Source organism: Acinetobacter sp. TR11 (assembly GCF_027105035.1).
Taxonomy (GTDB): domain Bacteria; phylum Pseudomonadota; class Gammaproteobacteria; order Pseudomonadales; family Moraxellaceae; genus Acinetobacter.
In genome coordinates this window covers 3,139,394-3,155,366 of record NZ_CP114256.1, presented here as the reverse complement: position 1 = coordinate 3,155,366, position 15,973 = coordinate 3,139,394, and the positions used below count along the sequence as shown (strand labels likewise).

Here is a 15,973-nt window from a genome sequence, read left to right as displayed (position 1 = left end):
TTTTCACATTTTTTGTTAGAGAAATAATATATTTGTATAAATCAAATGATTGATCCATAATAGCTTTCAGAGTAGCTAGATTCATTTTTAATGATGAATATACTCAACCAATTTGCAGACCCTCTGGATGTGATTATACACATCCTTTTTATGCTCAGTTATCCCTATATAACTGAGCTTTTTTTTGTCCGCTATTTACATAATCAAGCGCGAATGATTTCACCAGTTAAAGCGTTGAGAATTCGACTAGGTTCTTGGCTAAGTCCTAAATCACCCTCTAAATAATTCAGGGATGGACCAAAATAACCTTGAGCTTGTTCTAAATTTTGTGCTGGATTTAGTCCCGCGGGATTGGCACTGGTCGATACAATAAAGCCGCCAAAAGCATTACAGAGTTCGACGCACAAAGGATGCGTGGTTACACGTACAGCAACCAATGGATGTTGACCTTTAATCCAAGTAGGAATGTGCTCATCAGCGGGGAGTAACCACGTAGTTGCTCTTTCAGTTGCTACACGATCCGTCCAACTATCAATCACTTGCTTACGTATCTTTGGGGCTAAGCTTTGTAATAAATGCTCAACTTGCCCTAAGTGACCTGCTAATAAAATGACTCCTTTTTCAATTGGGCGATGTTTTAGCTCAAGAATGTTTTGAAAAGCTTGTTGATTGAATGGATCGCAGCCTAAGCCCCAAACTGCTTCTGTTGGATAAGCAAGAACTTGTCCTTGCTTCAAAAGCTGTGCTGCTTCCGAAATTGATGAGGTAATCATGGGATTATATTTAGCGACAAAGATAGATTATTTTAATGAATTGGACGACAACGTAAATAGCGACCGCCCTGTTGTATACAGAAACCGAGTAATTCTAATTCCATTAATTGGGCTGTGAGTTCTGCAATCGGAATTGGATGACGTTGAGAAAGTTCATCCAAGTCTTGTCCAACCCAGTCAAGACTTTGATAAAGAGCAATCAAATGTGTTGGTAAGCTTGGCGTGATGGTTACAGGTTCTTCGGAAATTTGTTGTTGTACTTGCCATTGTGTAGGTAAAGCTAAGTCTTCAATGACTTGTTCAGGATGATCGACCAAGGTTGCACCTTCACGAATTAATTGATGACAGCCTTGATGATGCTCACTATAAATGTGCCCTGGAATAGCAAATACCATTTTTCCTTGATTTGCTGCCTCATTTGCAGTTATGAGTGAGCCACTCTTTAATGCCGCTTCTACAACCACCACACCAAGACTTAAACCACTAACAATACGATTACGACGTGGAAAATGCTGTTGCAAAGGCATTGTCGTCGGGAGAAACTCGGTGACAATCGCACCTGATTGAGTAATCTGTTGTGCAAGTTTGATGTTCTGCGAAGGATAAACTGTATCTAAGCCTGTTCCTGTCACAGCGATTGTTCGATGATGGGCTAAGCCACCACGATGGGCTGCTTCATCAATTCCATGCGCTAAACCACTGCTGATGTAAAATCCTTTTTCACTTAAATAATAAGCAAAATCATAGGCAACCTGTCTCCCGTGAGGACTCGGTTTACGACTGCCAACCATGGAAATTTGGGGTTGTAATAATGCTTGAGCTTGACCTTGACCAAATAAAATTGGAGGATGATCTGAATAAGGTAAAAGTTGAGTAGGGTAGTCGATATCTTCAGGGGTTAAAATAAAATCAGTATGCTGACAAATCAATTGAACCATGTGGTCAAATTGCTGTTTCCCATGTGGGGTTTGGAATTCTTCTAGACGTTTTAAATGATTTTTGTGTAAACCGAGCTGTTGCCATTCAGAAAGGCGATGTGTTTGGACTGCTTCCGTACAACTACCGAAATAGTTTCGAATTTTTTGAAAACTAGAAAGCGAGTGTTGAACCAGATACCACACCAACACAGTATGATAATGATGGGGTAGTAACTGATTCAACATTTCTAACTAGCGTTTAGTTATCAAGACGAGGCGGCTTGATATTTGAACCAAGTTTAATTGGTAATTCGCTCTCTAATACATAAGCGTAACTGATGCGGTCAAAACTCTTGAAGATCATGATGCTACCAACATATTGCCCTGGTAATTTCACATTTTCTTTGGTTTTTGGATCACGTACAGTTTCGCCATCTTGGTAAGCACTAAAGACTTGTCCGATTTCAATCCCATCCGTTGTACCACGATCAACGGTGACAACACCATTTTTTGCTGCTGTACCCAGAGATCCCATCACGCGGATGACTTTACCACCATCTTTCACCTGATTTGGTTCAGTTGGATAGAATAAAGTAGGTAACATCGCATCTTGTTCAAGCATGATGCGGTCGCCACGACGTACTTCACCATTATAACTATCAGTTAATTCAAAGGTAGTAATGTCTTTTTCATTGGTAATCGCAACACCAGAAGCGACTTGCGTGAGCTCAACACCTAGATTCTGTTTCTTCCCTTTTTCATCAAGCACGATATACGGTTCGCCTTCACGGTATACGCCATAACGTTGACCATTTTCGATACCTTGACCACGAACATAAATGTTCTGACCTTTACCAGCCAACACACGATTATCTGCTGTACCCAATACATATGGGGTATTTGCAATCGAATTCGCTGGAAGAATAGAGGTACGTTCTAACCATTGTTGAATATGTGCCAGTGGAATTACAGGAACACTATTATTGAGCGCCTCAATACGAACTTTTGGACGTAAAGTAGATCCACTGCCAGAGTAACGGCGAATGATACCATCACAACCATCGCCTTCATCTTTACCAATGAGTGGCTTACCGTTCAAACTACAAAGTAGTAAGCGATCATCAGGATAAATCCAATGTGGATTCTTGACATGTTTATTGCTTGCCCAAATTTCAGGCCAGCGCCAAGGCTTGCTTAAAAATTTGCCTGAAATATCCCAAAGCGTATCCCCTTTTTTCACCACATAGACATGTGGTGCACCCGCTTTTACGGATGGTGGGTTTGCATTAGGGCTTGCCGCATGAGTAAGGTTTATGCTCATGCCTAATCCTGCACAAATTGCAGCAGCAATCAGTTGTTTTTTTAACCCCAAGGCATGAAATGATGGTATGCCGTTTAAAACCTTTTTCATTATCATAATTCCTAAAAATTATGTGTGTAGTTGCGTTATAATAACGACCTTACACACAATTTTTTGATCAAGCATTCCCTTCAGTTGGTTTTCTGATCAATGGCATAAATGAGGAACGGTATGGCCTTATTACCTATTTTAAGTTTTCCTGATCCCCGTCTTCGAACCATTGCTAAGCCAGTCGAAGAAGTCACTGATGATATTCGTCAGCTTGCAGCAGATATGTTTGAAACCATGTATGAGGCACCGGGTATAGGTTTAGCGGCATCTCAGGTTGATCATCATATTCAGCTTATTGTTATGGACATCTCTGAAGAGAAAAACCAACCGATGGTGTTCATTAACCCCAAAGTCACTCCACTGACCGTAGAGACGCAGCCGTACGAAGAAGGCTGTCTCTCTGTGCCTCAAATATACGATAAAGTTGCGCGTCCGTCACGTGTAAAAATCGAGGCAATTAACCTTGAAGGTCAACCATTTGAATTAGAAGCTGACGAACTTCTCGCAGTTTGTATCCAACATGAAATGGATCACTTAAATGGAAAACTGTTTGTAGACTATTTATCGCCATTGAAACGTCAACGTGCACGTGAGAAAGTTGAAAAAGTTGTACGTCAACGCGATAAAGAAAAAGTTGCGGTTAAACGTTAAGAAATTATATTAGGTCTGTTTAAATGCCTTTATTGCTTCGTAGTGGTTTAATGCTTGCATTCACCGCAGTCTGTTTACAGATTGCGGTGTTTTTGCAGCCACTGCTTCCGAAGCAATATCAGATTGCACCTGTCTGTGAAACGATTACCCAAGCGTTATTGTTGCCTAAATTAAAATCTGAACAGCAGTCTGTATCGCACAATATGCATCATCATTCACATCAGCTTGAACAACATCAAAGCTTGATGTCGAAACATGACCATCACGATCCAAATCACCAGTGTCAATACTGTACGGTGTATGCCAATTTGGTATTACCGCCTGAATTCGGCGTGAAAGAGGTTTTAGTTCGAATCCAAATCCGTTTAGTTGCGTATCAACAGGCATTTAAGCATGTTTATTTTGCACTGCAACGGCTGTTTTTATTGCCTCAAGGGCGAGCACCGCCACTCTTTGCATAAATTAAAACGTCAATTTTATTAGGGTTTTCAAAACTCTAGCCTAGTTTTACTTATGTTTTAAGAGAGACCGATCATGGCTCAACCTAAATTTTTATTACAACCACTAGTACTTGCGATTCTTGCTGCTTCAAATACCGCAATGACGTGGGCAGAACCTGTTCAGCATGAGCAGGCACATGTCTCACTGGCACCGATTGTGGTCACTGCACAACAACCGAATGAGAGCAATGGTTTAGTGGTGCAAGCCGATCCTAAGAAACCGATTCAACCCATCCCTGCGACAGATGGTGCCGACTATCTACAAAGTATTATGGGGTTTAACTCAATACAAAGCGGTGGTACCAATGGAGATGTGACTTTCCGCGGTATGTTTGGCTCCCGCATCAAGATTTTAACCGATGGTACGGAGAATCTTGGTGCATGTCCTGCACGTATGGATGCACCGACCTCTTATATTTCTCCTGAAAGCTATGATCGGATTTCAGTGATTAAAGGGCCACAAACGGTTCAATATGCTAATACTGGTTCAGCAGCAACAGTGATTTTTGAACGTGAACCTGAAAAACTCACGCAAGAAAAACCATATCGTGGACAGGCGAGTGTATTGTGGGGGTCATTTGGGCGTTTAGATCAGAATGTTGAAGCGGCGATTGGTGACGAGAAAAAATATATCCGCTTAAATGCCAACCGTTCTGAATCGAATAGTTATCGAGATGGGGATGGCAACACCATACCTTCTTCATGGGAACGCTGGAATGCCGATGTTGCATTGGGCTGGACACCAGATGAAAACACTTGGCTTGAGTTGACAGGTGGTAAAGCGGATGGTGAGGCTGAATATGCTGGGCGTGGAATGGATGGTGCACAATTCGCCCGTGAAAGTTTAGGTCTGCGTTTTGAAAAGAAGAATGTCACTGATATAATCAAGAAAATTGAAGCTCAGGTGAATTACAGCTATAACGACCATATCATGGATAATTATAGTTTGCGCACACCACCATTGGTTGAAATGCAACATGGTGGACACAGCATGTTGATGCCAAACCCGATGGCCATGCAAGTGACACGCCGTACCTTGAACTCGCGTTTGGCCATGACTTCTGAATGGAATCAATGGAGTTTAATGACTGGGGTCGATTCTCAGTTTAATAAACATGGCGGCAGTATGTTCTCGCCGACCATGCCATCGATGAATGTACCCTTCCGTCAGGATATGCGCTTCCAGTCTTATGGTGCTTTTAGTGAGTTGACTTATCAATTGAATCCGCAGAATAAGATCGTGACAGGTGCTCGCGTAGACCAAGTCACTGTTGATGATGAGCGTGCTGATTCTAAAAATAAGGGCTTCAATACCCAGCTTGAAAAAACTTTACCAAGTGCTTTTGTTCGTTTGGAAAATCAAAATGTCGAGCATGGCTTGAACAGTTATGTGGGTTTGGGCTATGTCGAACGTATGCCAGATTATTGGGAGTTATTCAGTCCTGAGCATGGTAATGCTGGTTCAAGCAATACCTTTAATGGGGTACGCCCAGAGAAAACCTTGCAGTTAGATCTGGGTTTCACTCAGCAGCAGGGGGCATTTAACTCATGGGTGTCGGCATACGCAGGGCTGATTGATGACTATATTCTGATGAATTATCACGATCATAGCCATATGCATGCAGGTGGACATGGCGGGCATGGTAGCAGTGACATTACTGCTGGCGCGAAGAATGTGGATGCAACCATTGCGGGTGCTGAGGTAGGGATTGGTTATCAATTTACTGATCACATTCAAGCGGATGTAAGTGCGATGTATGCGTGGGGGAAAAATACCACGGATAATACTCCGTTGCCACAAATTGCACCCTTAGAAGGGCGTGTAAATCTACGTTATGTCGCTGATAAATATACGCTCGGTATGTTGTGGCGCGTGGTGGATCAGCAAAATCGCATTAGTTTGCATCAAGGTAACATCGTCGGTTATGACTTGAAACCAAGTGCAGGTTTCTCAACGATTTCATTGAATGGTAGTTATAGTCTTAATAAAAATGTCGATCTTTCTGTAGGAATAGATAACGTTTTGGATAAGACCTATACCGAGCACCTCAATAAAGCCGGTAGTTCGGGTTTTGGTTTTGCCAGTGAAGAGCAATTCAATAATACGGGTCGAAATTACTGGATGCGTATGAGCATGAAGTTCTAATTAACAAAAAACAAGGTGGGTTTTCCACCTTGTTTTTATTTTTAAGTTAAGCCAAACAGTCTTGCTTAGGCATCAAACTATCGCAATACAATGGATTTAATGCACACTGCAAATCATCAATTTGTTCTTGAGTTACATAGTTTTTTGCGATGAGATATTCTGCGACGCGATCATCACGTAAACTTAAGAAAGCAGCGTCATACACACCTAAATCTACAAATAAAGCCGCTGTTTCCAAGCTATTGAAATGATCTAAAAATACATCGTTTTCATGCATCAAAAAAATGTGTGTCAGTTCTGCATTGGCATCTACGTTTAAACGCTGTGCTAATTGCTCTGGGCGAGTTTTAATAAATAATAAATCTGATAGTTCATCGAACTGACTTTTATCCAGTTGATTTTCGCCATCTTTGACATGACCTAACCATGCTTTAAAGACTAACACGGCACCACCACGAAGTAGCATACTCCACATTTGATGACGTGTTTCATGATCTAAATGAGCGGATTCTGTTTCTAATACATCCAAGAATTTTTGTTCTTGCAACGCTAGTTTTTCAAATAGTCCTAGACCTTGTGGCTGATAAGCTGCTGGTGCAAATACATCAAAATTCAGCTCATGGAATACATTGAGGGCAAGGGGGACGGCTGCTTGATAAAGTGTATTCAATGCTTTTAGATGAGTATCATCTAAGTTGCTCTGTACAAAAATATCCTGCCAGTTGAGCTCTGGTAATAATGCATTTGCACTGTATTGGCGATAAAACTGTAACTCGTTATGTTCTGAAGTGGCTTGATTGCTATTCATGATCATGTCCTTTATGGCGATTGTGTTAGAAACCTAAAACAGCAAAGACATAGGTTCCTATCATTTTGATCAATTTATGCGTTATTCAGAAAACAACTAGAATACGACTAAAGTTGTAGATGTGGTTTTTGTGGTAATATTTATTAATAAAAACAATATCTTAATTAATTGTAAGTAAGTGTACAAACGTTCACTAGTGTAAGTGAACGTTTTTGCCATAGCCAATAAGCTTTTGAGCACTTTGGTCAATTTTTTGTCATTTCAGCACTCTTTTTTTGATGGTTTTTGCCTATGTTTCAAAATATTTTGCCATTTAGCTCATCGGCATAATTTTTAAACCAGAAAGCCAAGCACGTAATCCCGCTGGTTTGAGCGGTTTTTTCAATAGAACAATATTTTGCTGTTTCAAATATTGAGGCAACTCAGGATCAGAATCTGCTGTAATTAATGCAACTGGAATATGTGCAGGTCGATATTGTTCAATAAAATCTAATCCCCGTTGATCATGATTTAAATGCTGATCGATTAACCACACTTGAATATCTTCTTGTTCAATTATTTTTAGTGCTTCCGATGGCTCAGTTGCTGTAAAAATTTGATAGCCCCATTTGCTTAATAAAGTCTGCATACCTTGTAAAATAGTTTCATCATTGTCTAAACAAAGCACTTTATATGCAGTATGTTGCAGTGCGGTCACATGCGCTGTAGTCACTTGAATTTTTGGTGCTTCGGCTAGCGGTACTTCGATCATAAAGCAAGAACCTTTGCCTAATTCTGAATAGACATGCACTGGAAAATCGAGCAGGCTCGTCATACGTTGAACAATCGCAAGACCAAGACCAAGTCCTTGTTCACCCCAAGGTGAGGTATGCCCGCAACGCTCAAATTCTTGGAATAATTTCACCCGTTGTTGTTCATTGATGCCAGGTCCTGTATCCCAAACACCGATTCGAATATGGTTTGGTCTTTGTGCAGAACGTAATACACCAATAACGACACGACCTTGTGCTGTATAACGCAATGCATTACTAACGAAATTCTGAATAATTCGTCGCATCCATTGTGGATCGGTATCAACCCAGAATTGAGTATCGTGTACAGACAGTTGAATATTACGCTGCGCTGCAATTGATTTAAATTGCAATTCAAGATCATTTAAGAGGTCATGTAATGAATAGGCTTGGCGTTTTGGTTGGATGGTTCCACCTTCTAAACGGGCAATATCGAGTAGGGCAGAGAGCATGCTTTCAGCACCATACAGTGCGCGATCAAGTTGTTGTAAGGTTTGTTGATCTTCAGTTGAGCTGACACTCTGTTCTAATGCTGTACTGAACAAACGTGCTGCATGCATCGGTTGCAGTAAATCGTGACTGGCCGCTGCCAAAAATCGACTTTTAGATTGATTGGCTTTATCGGCTTGTTCACGGGCAAGTTGCTGTTCAGTTAGTGCATTTGCAAGCTGTTGAGTTCGATCACTCACTCTTTCTTCAAGAATCGCTTCATTCTCGCGGAACGCAGTAATATCGGCGAAGGTTGTGACGAATCCTCCACCCTCAATAGGATTACCGCGCATTTGAATGACCAAGCCATCTTTACGAATACGTTCAAATTCATGGGCGCTACCGACTTTCATCCAGTGAATTCGTTTACGGACATGTTCTTCAACTGAACCGGGTCCACATTCTCCACGTTCTGCGTTATATCGAATTAAATCTGCAATTGGACAACCGACATAAACAAGGTCTTTAGGATAATCAAATAAGGTAAGATATTGATTGTTCCATGCAACCAAACACATATTTTTATCAACAACACTCACCCCTTGAGTCATGTGGTCGATCATGGTCATCAAAAGGTTTTGGTTAAAGCGTTGCCATTGTGAAGCTTGATCGAGAATATTCGCGACTTGCCCCAGTGCTAATCCATTATTGATCATGGCAGTGGTGAGCAAAGTACGTGCTGATGCAGCACCAATAATGCCTGCCAAGTATTGTTCAGTGAAGCGCCACCACATGCCATTTGCAACATGATTTTCATTGAGTACGACATGATTTTGTTCACAAAATTGCTGGAACGCTTGTGTTGTAGGGCGATCACCTGTAATACGTTTAGCCAAAGCCAATAGATCGCCAACTTTGAGCCGCGCTGCATTTTGCGGTAAATCGGTTAAATCAAGGTTTGTCTGGGTAGAGGGTAAAGGTTTGCTTTCATAGTAGAAAAAGCTTTCAGCCTGAATCTGTTCCGCAACACTTGGGCGATACAAACGAGAACCCCAAATATAGCAAATAATATTCAGTCCCAAAGACCACATGACACCATGGGTCAATGGTGCAAAAGATTCAAAACCAAGTAAAGCTTCTGGACGTAAGCTATTAATATCGAAAGGCCCAAACAATAATAAATGTTGTGCGAACGCTTGATATTGTTCTGGGAGGCTACGCAACAAAGTAGGAAATAATAGTGTGTAGCTCCACATTATGAAGCCTATGATCAGACCGACATAGACACCTTGACGGCTTGCACCACGCCAATATAAACCACCGATGAGGGCTGGCGAAAATTGCGCAACTGCGCTAAAAGCCAATAGGCCAAATACTGATAATTGATTAATGTCATTAAAAAAGTGGAAGAATAAAAAACCCAGTAACATCACACTGATAATACTAATTCTTCGAGTCAGTTTGAGTACTTTGGGTAATTGTTGGTCGTGTCGAGAGATAATCTTAAAGTGCCATAAAGCAGGCATAATTAAATCATTACTGAGCATGATAGAAAGTGCGACTGAGGCAACCAGTAACATACCTGTTGAAGCAGAGAAACCACCTAAAAAAGCGAGTAATGCCAACCAATCTTGTTGATAGCTGAGTGGTAAGGCCAATACCGCAATATCAGGTGTACCTAATGTATCAGGAAGGGAGTGTAAGGCCCAACTGGCGATAGGAATAATCGCCATGATGGTCAAAATCAAATACGCTGCAAACCAACGTCTTGCGCCACGAATATGTTTTTCATCACGCAATTCGACTACGGCAACATGAAACTGTCGCGGTAAACAGATCATAGCTAGCGCAGCGAGTAAGGTTTGTACCCAGAAGGTTTCAGGAACCCCTAATTGTTGCAAATCTTGAAAATGTTGAGTGATATCATTGCTGACTTGTTTGATATTTTCGGGGGATTGGAATAAGAAAAAAACTGCAACACTGAGTAACGCAAACAGTTTCACAAAAGATTCAAAAGCGACTGCAAGCATTAAGCCGCCGTGTTGTTCGGTATGTGCAATATGCCGAGTGCCAAAAATCATAGCCAAAATCGCAAGTACTGCTGTAAGTAATAACACACTATTTGTGGTGGTATGAACATGTGCATTCTGTTCGAGTACAACGGAGGCACTCAATGCAATCGCTCTTAATTGCAAAGCGAGATAAGGGATAATTGCAATCACTGCAAGAATGGTGACTAGTGCCGCTAAGCTGCCACTTTTGCCATAGCGAGCAGCAACGAAATCGGCAATTGACGAAATCGCATGATGCTGTCGAATCCGACCCAAACGTTTCCAAATATCGTAACCAAACCAAATAAATAGCAACGGACCTAGATAGATCGGGAGGAAAATAATACCTTCACGGACTGCTGCACCTGTTGCGCCGTAAAATGTCCAAGATGAACAATATACGCCTAAAGTTAAGCTGAACATCAACATACGACCACGTGTGCTTAAGCGACTGGCATGTTTTTCTCCAAAAAAAGCACAGCCAAATAACAGCACGATATATAGGGCAAGTACCCCAATAATAAGCCAATTGTTCATATTGCTCACGTGATCAAACTCCATTTTCTATCATACCCGAAGCATCAAAAGGGTTATGAGCAGAGATTTGTATTTAGAGACCAAAGTCTAAGTTACGAGTCAAGCATAATCTTGTTAATTTAAATAATGAAAAATCCCTAGTAAAAAGGGGTCCACGGCTGGACACAAAAATAAGGAGTTAATGATGGATGACTCACAGGTAGAACGCATTCTACACAATCCAAAGTTTCAAGAAATGGTCAGCAAAAAACGTACATTAAGTTGGACATTAACAGCAATCATGTTGTTTATCTATGTCGGATTTATGCTTTTAGTTGGCTATAACAAAGAGTTCCTAGCAAGTTCTTTTAGTGGTGGTGTAACAACATGGGGCATGCCCCTCGGTTTAGGCATTATCGTACTGTCATTTTTATTGTGTGGTGTCTATTCATACATCGCCAATAATACACTTGATCAGTTGAATGAAGAGGCTCTCAAGGAAGTTGAGGCAATCACACATGAAAAAGGGATGCACTGAGATGAAAGGGACGTCATTCAAAGCGAAACTGTTCGCGCTTGCAAGCCTATGTTGTTCTCACGTTGCATTTGCTAGCCCTGATTTAGGTGCAGCAGAGCAACAGGCAACAAACTGGCATGCAATCATCATGTTCACCATTTTTGTTGGTTTCACTTTGTTTATTACTAAGTGGGCAGCAAAACAAACCACGAATACAGCTGATTTCTATACCGCAGGTGGTGGAATTAGTGGCTTCCAAAATGGTTTAGCGATTGCAGGTGACTATATGTCAGCCGCATCGTTCCTCGGTATTTCAGCACTTGTGTTCAGTTCAGGCTTTGATGGTTTGCTCTATTCACTTGGTTTCATGGTCGGTTGGCCAATCGTACTTTTCCTTGTTGCTGAACGTTTACGTAACTTAGGTAAATATAATCTTTCTGATGTAGTTTCTTTCCGTTTGGAAGAAAAACCAGTTCGTACCTTAGCTGCATTAAGTTCTTTAGTTGTGGTTGCATTTTATCTGATTGCTCAAATGGTAGGAGCAGGTCAGTTAATCAAATTACTTTTTGGTTTGAACTATAATATTGCGGTTGTAATCGTCGGTTTGTTGATGATGGCATACGTAATTTTTGGTGGTATGTTAGCAACCACTTGGGTACAAATCATTAAAGCCGTAATGTTACTCAGTGGTGCAACATTCATGGCATTCATGGTGATGAAAGCTGTTGGCTTTAGTTTTTCAAACATGTTCAATCAAGCGATTGGTGTGTATAGCCAATCTCACAGCATTAGCTGGGATGAAGCTGCAAAAATCATGGGGCCTGGTAAATTGGCTGCAAACCCGATTGATGCTTTATCACTTGGTCTTGCATTAATGTTTGGTACTGCGGGCTTACCACATATCTTAATGCGTTTCTTTACGGTTAAAGATGCTAAAGAAGCACGTAAATCAGTTGTTGTTGCAACAGGCTTTATTGGTTACTTCTATCTATTAACTTTCATCATTGGTTTCGGTGCGATCTTATTCGTTTCAAACAACCCTCAATTCCTTGATGTTGCGAAAGCAGCGGTAACAGGTAAATTAGAGTTGGTTGGTGGTAACAACATGGCTGCGGTTCACTTAAGTGATGCAGTCGGTGGTGACTTGTTCATGGGCTTCATCTCAGCGGTTGCATTCGCAACGATTCTCGCTGTAGTTGCAGGCTTAACACTTTCAGGCGCATCTGCGATTTCACATGACTTATATGCAAACGTATTCAAAAAAGGTCAAACAACGCCTCAATCTGAATTACGTATGTCAAAAATTGCGACTTTAGGTTTAGCAATCTTTGCCATGATTCTAGGGATTTTGTTCGAAAAACAAAACGTTGCGTTCATGGTTGGTTTAGCATTCTCTGTTGCATGTTGTGCAAACTTCCCAGTACTTGTATTGTCTATGTTCTGGAAAGGTTTAACGACACGCGGTGCGGTGATCGGTGGTGTTGTTGGTCTAGTGACTGCTGTAACCCTAATCATTCTGTCTAAAGCGGTTTGGGTTGACACCTTGAAACTTTCAGATACTCCAGTGAATCCATTCAATGGCCCTGCAATTTTCGCGATGCCATTATCTTTCCTTTGCTGCTGGTTCTTCTCAGTAACTGATAAAACTGCACGTGCAGAGAAAGAGCGTAAAGCGTTCGATGCTCAGTTTGTTCGTTCACAAACAGGTATTGGTATCTCTGGTGCATCTGATCACTAAATAGATCGAATCCTAAAAATTACAGCCCTCAATTTTGAGGGCTTTTTCTATTATTGATGCATACTGGCCAGTTGTTGAGCTTGATTATGATAGAGTGACAAACCGATTCGTTGCAAATGCCGCCCTTTTTCTTCAAGCAGTTGATTTAATTTTGGAATATGTTTCGCACCTGTATAAAGTGCTAGATTTCGACCAATTAAATAATAAGCAAACCATGAGGCTGACTGAGGTGCTAAACCCAATTTCTGCATTTTCTTGCGACCAATAAAGAACTGGGTAATTTCGAGGTGTTGCTTATAGGCTAGTTTTTGCTGAAAAGAGCGTAAGTAACGATATTTCCGTTCAAAGGGTTCTTTTGAAAGACTAGATCCCAAAGAAATACTGCTCTCATCAGATTGAGGATGTGAAAACTGCATCCAGTACATGAGTTTCCAGCCGTCAGTTTCATTATCCACTAACCATTTTTCTTCAACGCCCATCAACCAACCCGCATATTTCCAAAAATGTAAAAAACTATCAACTTCTTGTGCGCTAGGAAAAATCCCCAATGCCCTTATACCAATCAATACCACGCCACTAAAGGCAATATTGGTCATGGCCTGATCATATTGGTTAATAGGTAGCCCCCAAGTCTCGGCATCCCATTTCTCCGATTTTTGTAATTGATGGCGTACCAGTGAGTGAATAAAACGCACAAAGATCGTGGAGGTAAAGCCTTTACTAAAACGTTCAAACCCATCTTGTTCGGTGATATCGACCCACCATTTAGTTGTTTCGGCTAAGCGTGTTCCCGCCTGTTTCTTTAATGCCCCCGTAAGAACCAATGGCTGATTAAAACCAGGGTACAAATAACCTGTCATTAGCGATAGATCTCGTAGGATCAGTCCGTTATTGATGCCTAGGCGATAGGTAAATTTAAGTGCTTCATCGACTTTGGTTTGCTCATACCAATCAGGTTTTTGTCCCACCAACTGGAAGAAGGCAGTCAGTTCAGGAATTTCAAGCGGCAGCTTATCTAAACCTTCATACAGCGCCGTTTCAAAATATTTTCGATGCTGTTTGGGATTTTGAAGTATCCAAAGTAGCAGTTGATCCATTGGTGCATCACCACTTTGCAAGGCTGTGTTCAAGGCGAGATATTCTTGATAATTCGGTTGAATTTGTTGATGCGTCATATAACCAAGAATTTTGGTTTTAATATTCGATTGAATCATGTCTTCAAACGCTGCTAAGCGTTTAGGTTTAACGATGCTTTGCATTGTAGAAAGCCTTTGATTGTTATTTAATCAAAGCTTAATATGAATAAATATTCGTATTCAATTCGCGTTTTAATAAAGGCTGAACATGAGAAAAAGACCCCAGCAGCAACGTGCAAAAATGATCGTCGAAAGTATTCTGGAGGGAACGCAAAAATGTATTTCTGAATATGGTGTATTACAATTAACTACACCTAAAATTTCTGAAAAATCAGGGGTAAGTGTCGGATCAATTTATCAATATTTTGAAAATAAAGAACAGATTGTTGCTGAACTATTGTTACGTAAAAGCGAAAATTTAGGGCAAGCACTAAAGCAGTTAGTGATGCTCCAACAACAAACAGCTATTCAAGACATCATCACATTAAGTATCACTTTTGGTTTTGAATCATTGAAATCAGATCATGGTTTTTTTATCGAAATCTTAAAAAATTGGCATACCTATAGTGATTCAGAAGCGGCACAAGTATTGGAGCAGCATTTCTTGGAAGTGGGGATGTACTTATTTGGACGTTACTACCCCCATTGGGATTTTGAGACTTTAAAACACAAGTCTTTTGTGATTATTAACAGTACTTTATTTACCATGATGCGTTATGCCAGTAAAAATACCTTTTTAATTGAAGAACAACGTTTGCAACAAGAACTCTCTAAAATGATTGTTGCCTTTTTAGATACGGTGTGATGCCATTAACTTAATGAAAATCATAACAATCACAAGGAAAACAACATGCAAAGCTTAAAACAATTTTGGGGTGGTTTTCGTTTATTACCTTCTGCGTGGTTGTTGTTGGTGCAATTGGCATTATTAGTTATGGCGATGTTGACTTATGGAGATAGTGAATATCGTGCTTTAACTTGGTCACTAGGTGTTTTAGCTCTCTTAATTATTGCTAAGGTCATTCGCCAAACACCAGTATTCACATTTTGGGGCTTAATCTTTGTCAGTGGCGCTTTTCTGTTTTCAATTTTAATTTTTATTGGCTATGACAATTCGACAATCCAAATCATCGCTTATAGTTTTGAAGCATTAGCGTATTTTTATGCGGCTTATGGATTATTACGCTATATGTTTGCAGATCGTTATCTCACCAAAGATGAATTATTTGCTGCAGGTGCAGTTTTTACTCTCATCGCTTGGGCATTCGCCTTTTTATATAGTATTTGCCAGTTGCTTTTACCCAATAGTTTTCAAAACCCAAATCAGCCACAAGATTTACAAGTTTGGCTCGATTTATTATTTCTGAGTTTTAGTCTGCAATCAGCAACGGGTTTATCTGATTTGATGCCAATTAGCCCAGCCGCTAGAGTATTAACCATGCTACAAATGTTTGGTGGGGTGATGTATCTCGCTGTCGTAGTTTCTCGATTAATTGCATTGCAATATATTGCCCATTTACCTAAGCAATCGAGCGATAAAGAATAAATACAGTTACAGCATTACAACTGCTTTATTTTTCACATTTTTT

General features: G+C 40.6%; 13 protein-coding genes. 7 read left to right on the top strand and 6 right to left on the bottom strand.

The annotated features are described in order from the left end of the window. Positions 1-203: 203 nt before the first annotated feature. The 3 genes from O1450_RS15270 to O1450_RS15260 are packed head-to-tail and all read right to left on the bottom strand — an operon-like array spanning position 204 to position 3,101. Positions 204-773, bottom strand: coding sequence for a Sua5/YciO/YrdC/YwlC family protein (locus tag O1450_RS15270; protein ID WP_269229096.1), 570 nt, complete (start codon positions 771-773; stop codon positions 204-206). A gap of 32 nt (positions 774-805) precedes the next feature. Next, positions 806-1,936, bottom strand: coding sequence for a DNA-processing protein DprA (dprA, locus tag O1450_RS15265; protein ID WP_269229095.1), 1,131 nt, complete (start codon positions 1,934-1,936; stop codon positions 806-808). Between the two features lie 13 nt (positions 1,937-1,949). Continuing rightward, positions 1,950-3,101, bottom strand: coding sequence for a LysM peptidoglycan-binding domain-containing protein (locus O1450_RS15260; RefSeq protein WP_269229094.1), 1,152 nt, complete (start codon positions 3,099-3,101; stop codon positions 1,950-1,952). Positions 3,102-3,221: 120 nt separating this feature from the next. On the opposite strand from O1450_RS15260, the gene def reads away from it, so the two are divergent. The 3 genes from def to O1450_RS15245 all read left to right on the top strand — a co-directional run bounded on the left by def (position 3,222) and on the right by O1450_RS15245 (position 6,398). Next, positions 3,222-3,752, top strand: coding sequence for a peptide deformylase (def, locus tag O1450_RS15255; RefSeq protein WP_269229093.1), 531 nt, complete (start codon positions 3,222-3,224; stop codon positions 3,750-3,752). A gap of 23 nt (positions 3,753-3,775) precedes the next feature. Continuing rightward, on the top strand, positions 3,776-4,213 hold the full coding sequence (locus O1450_RS15250) for a DUF2946 family protein (RefSeq protein WP_269229092.1): 438 nt from the start codon (positions 3,776-3,778) through the stop codon (positions 4,211-4,213). A 73-nt stretch (positions 4,214-4,286) separates the two neighbouring features. After that, entirely contained in the window at positions 4,287-6,398 is a 2,112-nt protein-coding gene (locus tag O1450_RS15245; RefSeq protein ID WP_269229091.1) for a TonB-dependent copper receptor, read from the top strand. Positions 6,399-6,444: 46 nt separating this feature from the next. Here the strand turns inward: O1450_RS15245 and O1450_RS15240 are convergent, their stop codons facing one another. Then, positions 6,445-7,206 (bottom strand): hypothetical protein, encoded by a 762-nt coding sequence (locus tag O1450_RS15240; protein ID WP_087544549.1) that lies wholly within the window; start codon positions 7,204-7,206, stop codon positions 6,445-6,447. 313 nt (positions 7,207-7,519) lie between these two features. Continuing rightward, positions 7,520-11,014, bottom strand: a complete 3,495-nt coding sequence (locus tag O1450_RS15235) for a hybrid sensor histidine kinase/response regulator (protein ID WP_269230485.1) — start codon at positions 11,012-11,014, stop codon at positions 7,520-7,522. Between the two features lie 184 nt (positions 11,015-11,198). Between O1450_RS15235 and O1450_RS15230 the strand changes: the two genes are divergently transcribed. Both O1450_RS15230 and O1450_RS15225 read left to right on the top strand, forming a co-directional pair. Further along, positions 11,199-11,531, top strand: coding sequence for a DUF485 domain-containing protein (locus tag O1450_RS15230; protein ID WP_050041932.1), 333 nt, complete (start codon positions 11,199-11,201; stop codon positions 11,529-11,531). Position 11,532: 1 nt separating this feature from the next. Continuing rightward, entirely contained in the window at positions 11,533-13,248 is a 1,716-nt protein-coding gene (locus O1450_RS15225) for a cation acetate symporter (protein WP_269229090.1), read from the top strand. A 50-nt stretch (positions 13,249-13,298) separates the two neighbouring features. Here the strand turns inward: O1450_RS15225 and O1450_RS15220 are convergent, their stop codons facing one another. Further along, positions 13,299-14,507: an oxygenase MpaB family protein gene (locus tag O1450_RS15220; protein ID WP_269229089.1), complete on the bottom strand. Its 1,209-nt coding sequence runs from the start codon at positions 14,505-14,507 to the stop codon at positions 13,299-13,301. 85 nt (positions 14,508-14,592) lie between these two features. Here O1450_RS15220 and O1450_RS15215 point away from each other — a divergent pair, with 85 nt between their 5' ends. Together O1450_RS15215 and O1450_RS15210 are read left to right on the top strand one after the other, a co-directional pair. After that, entirely contained in the window at positions 14,593-15,189 is a 597-nt protein-coding gene (locus tag O1450_RS15215; RefSeq protein WP_269229088.1) for a TetR/AcrR family transcriptional regulator, read from the top strand. Positions 15,190-15,234: 45 nt separating this feature from the next. Continuing rightward, positions 15,235-15,930, top strand: coding sequence for an ion channel (locus O1450_RS15210; protein ID WP_269229087.1), 696 nt, complete (start codon positions 15,235-15,237; stop codon positions 15,928-15,930). Positions 15,931-15,973 lie beyond the last annotated feature (43 nt).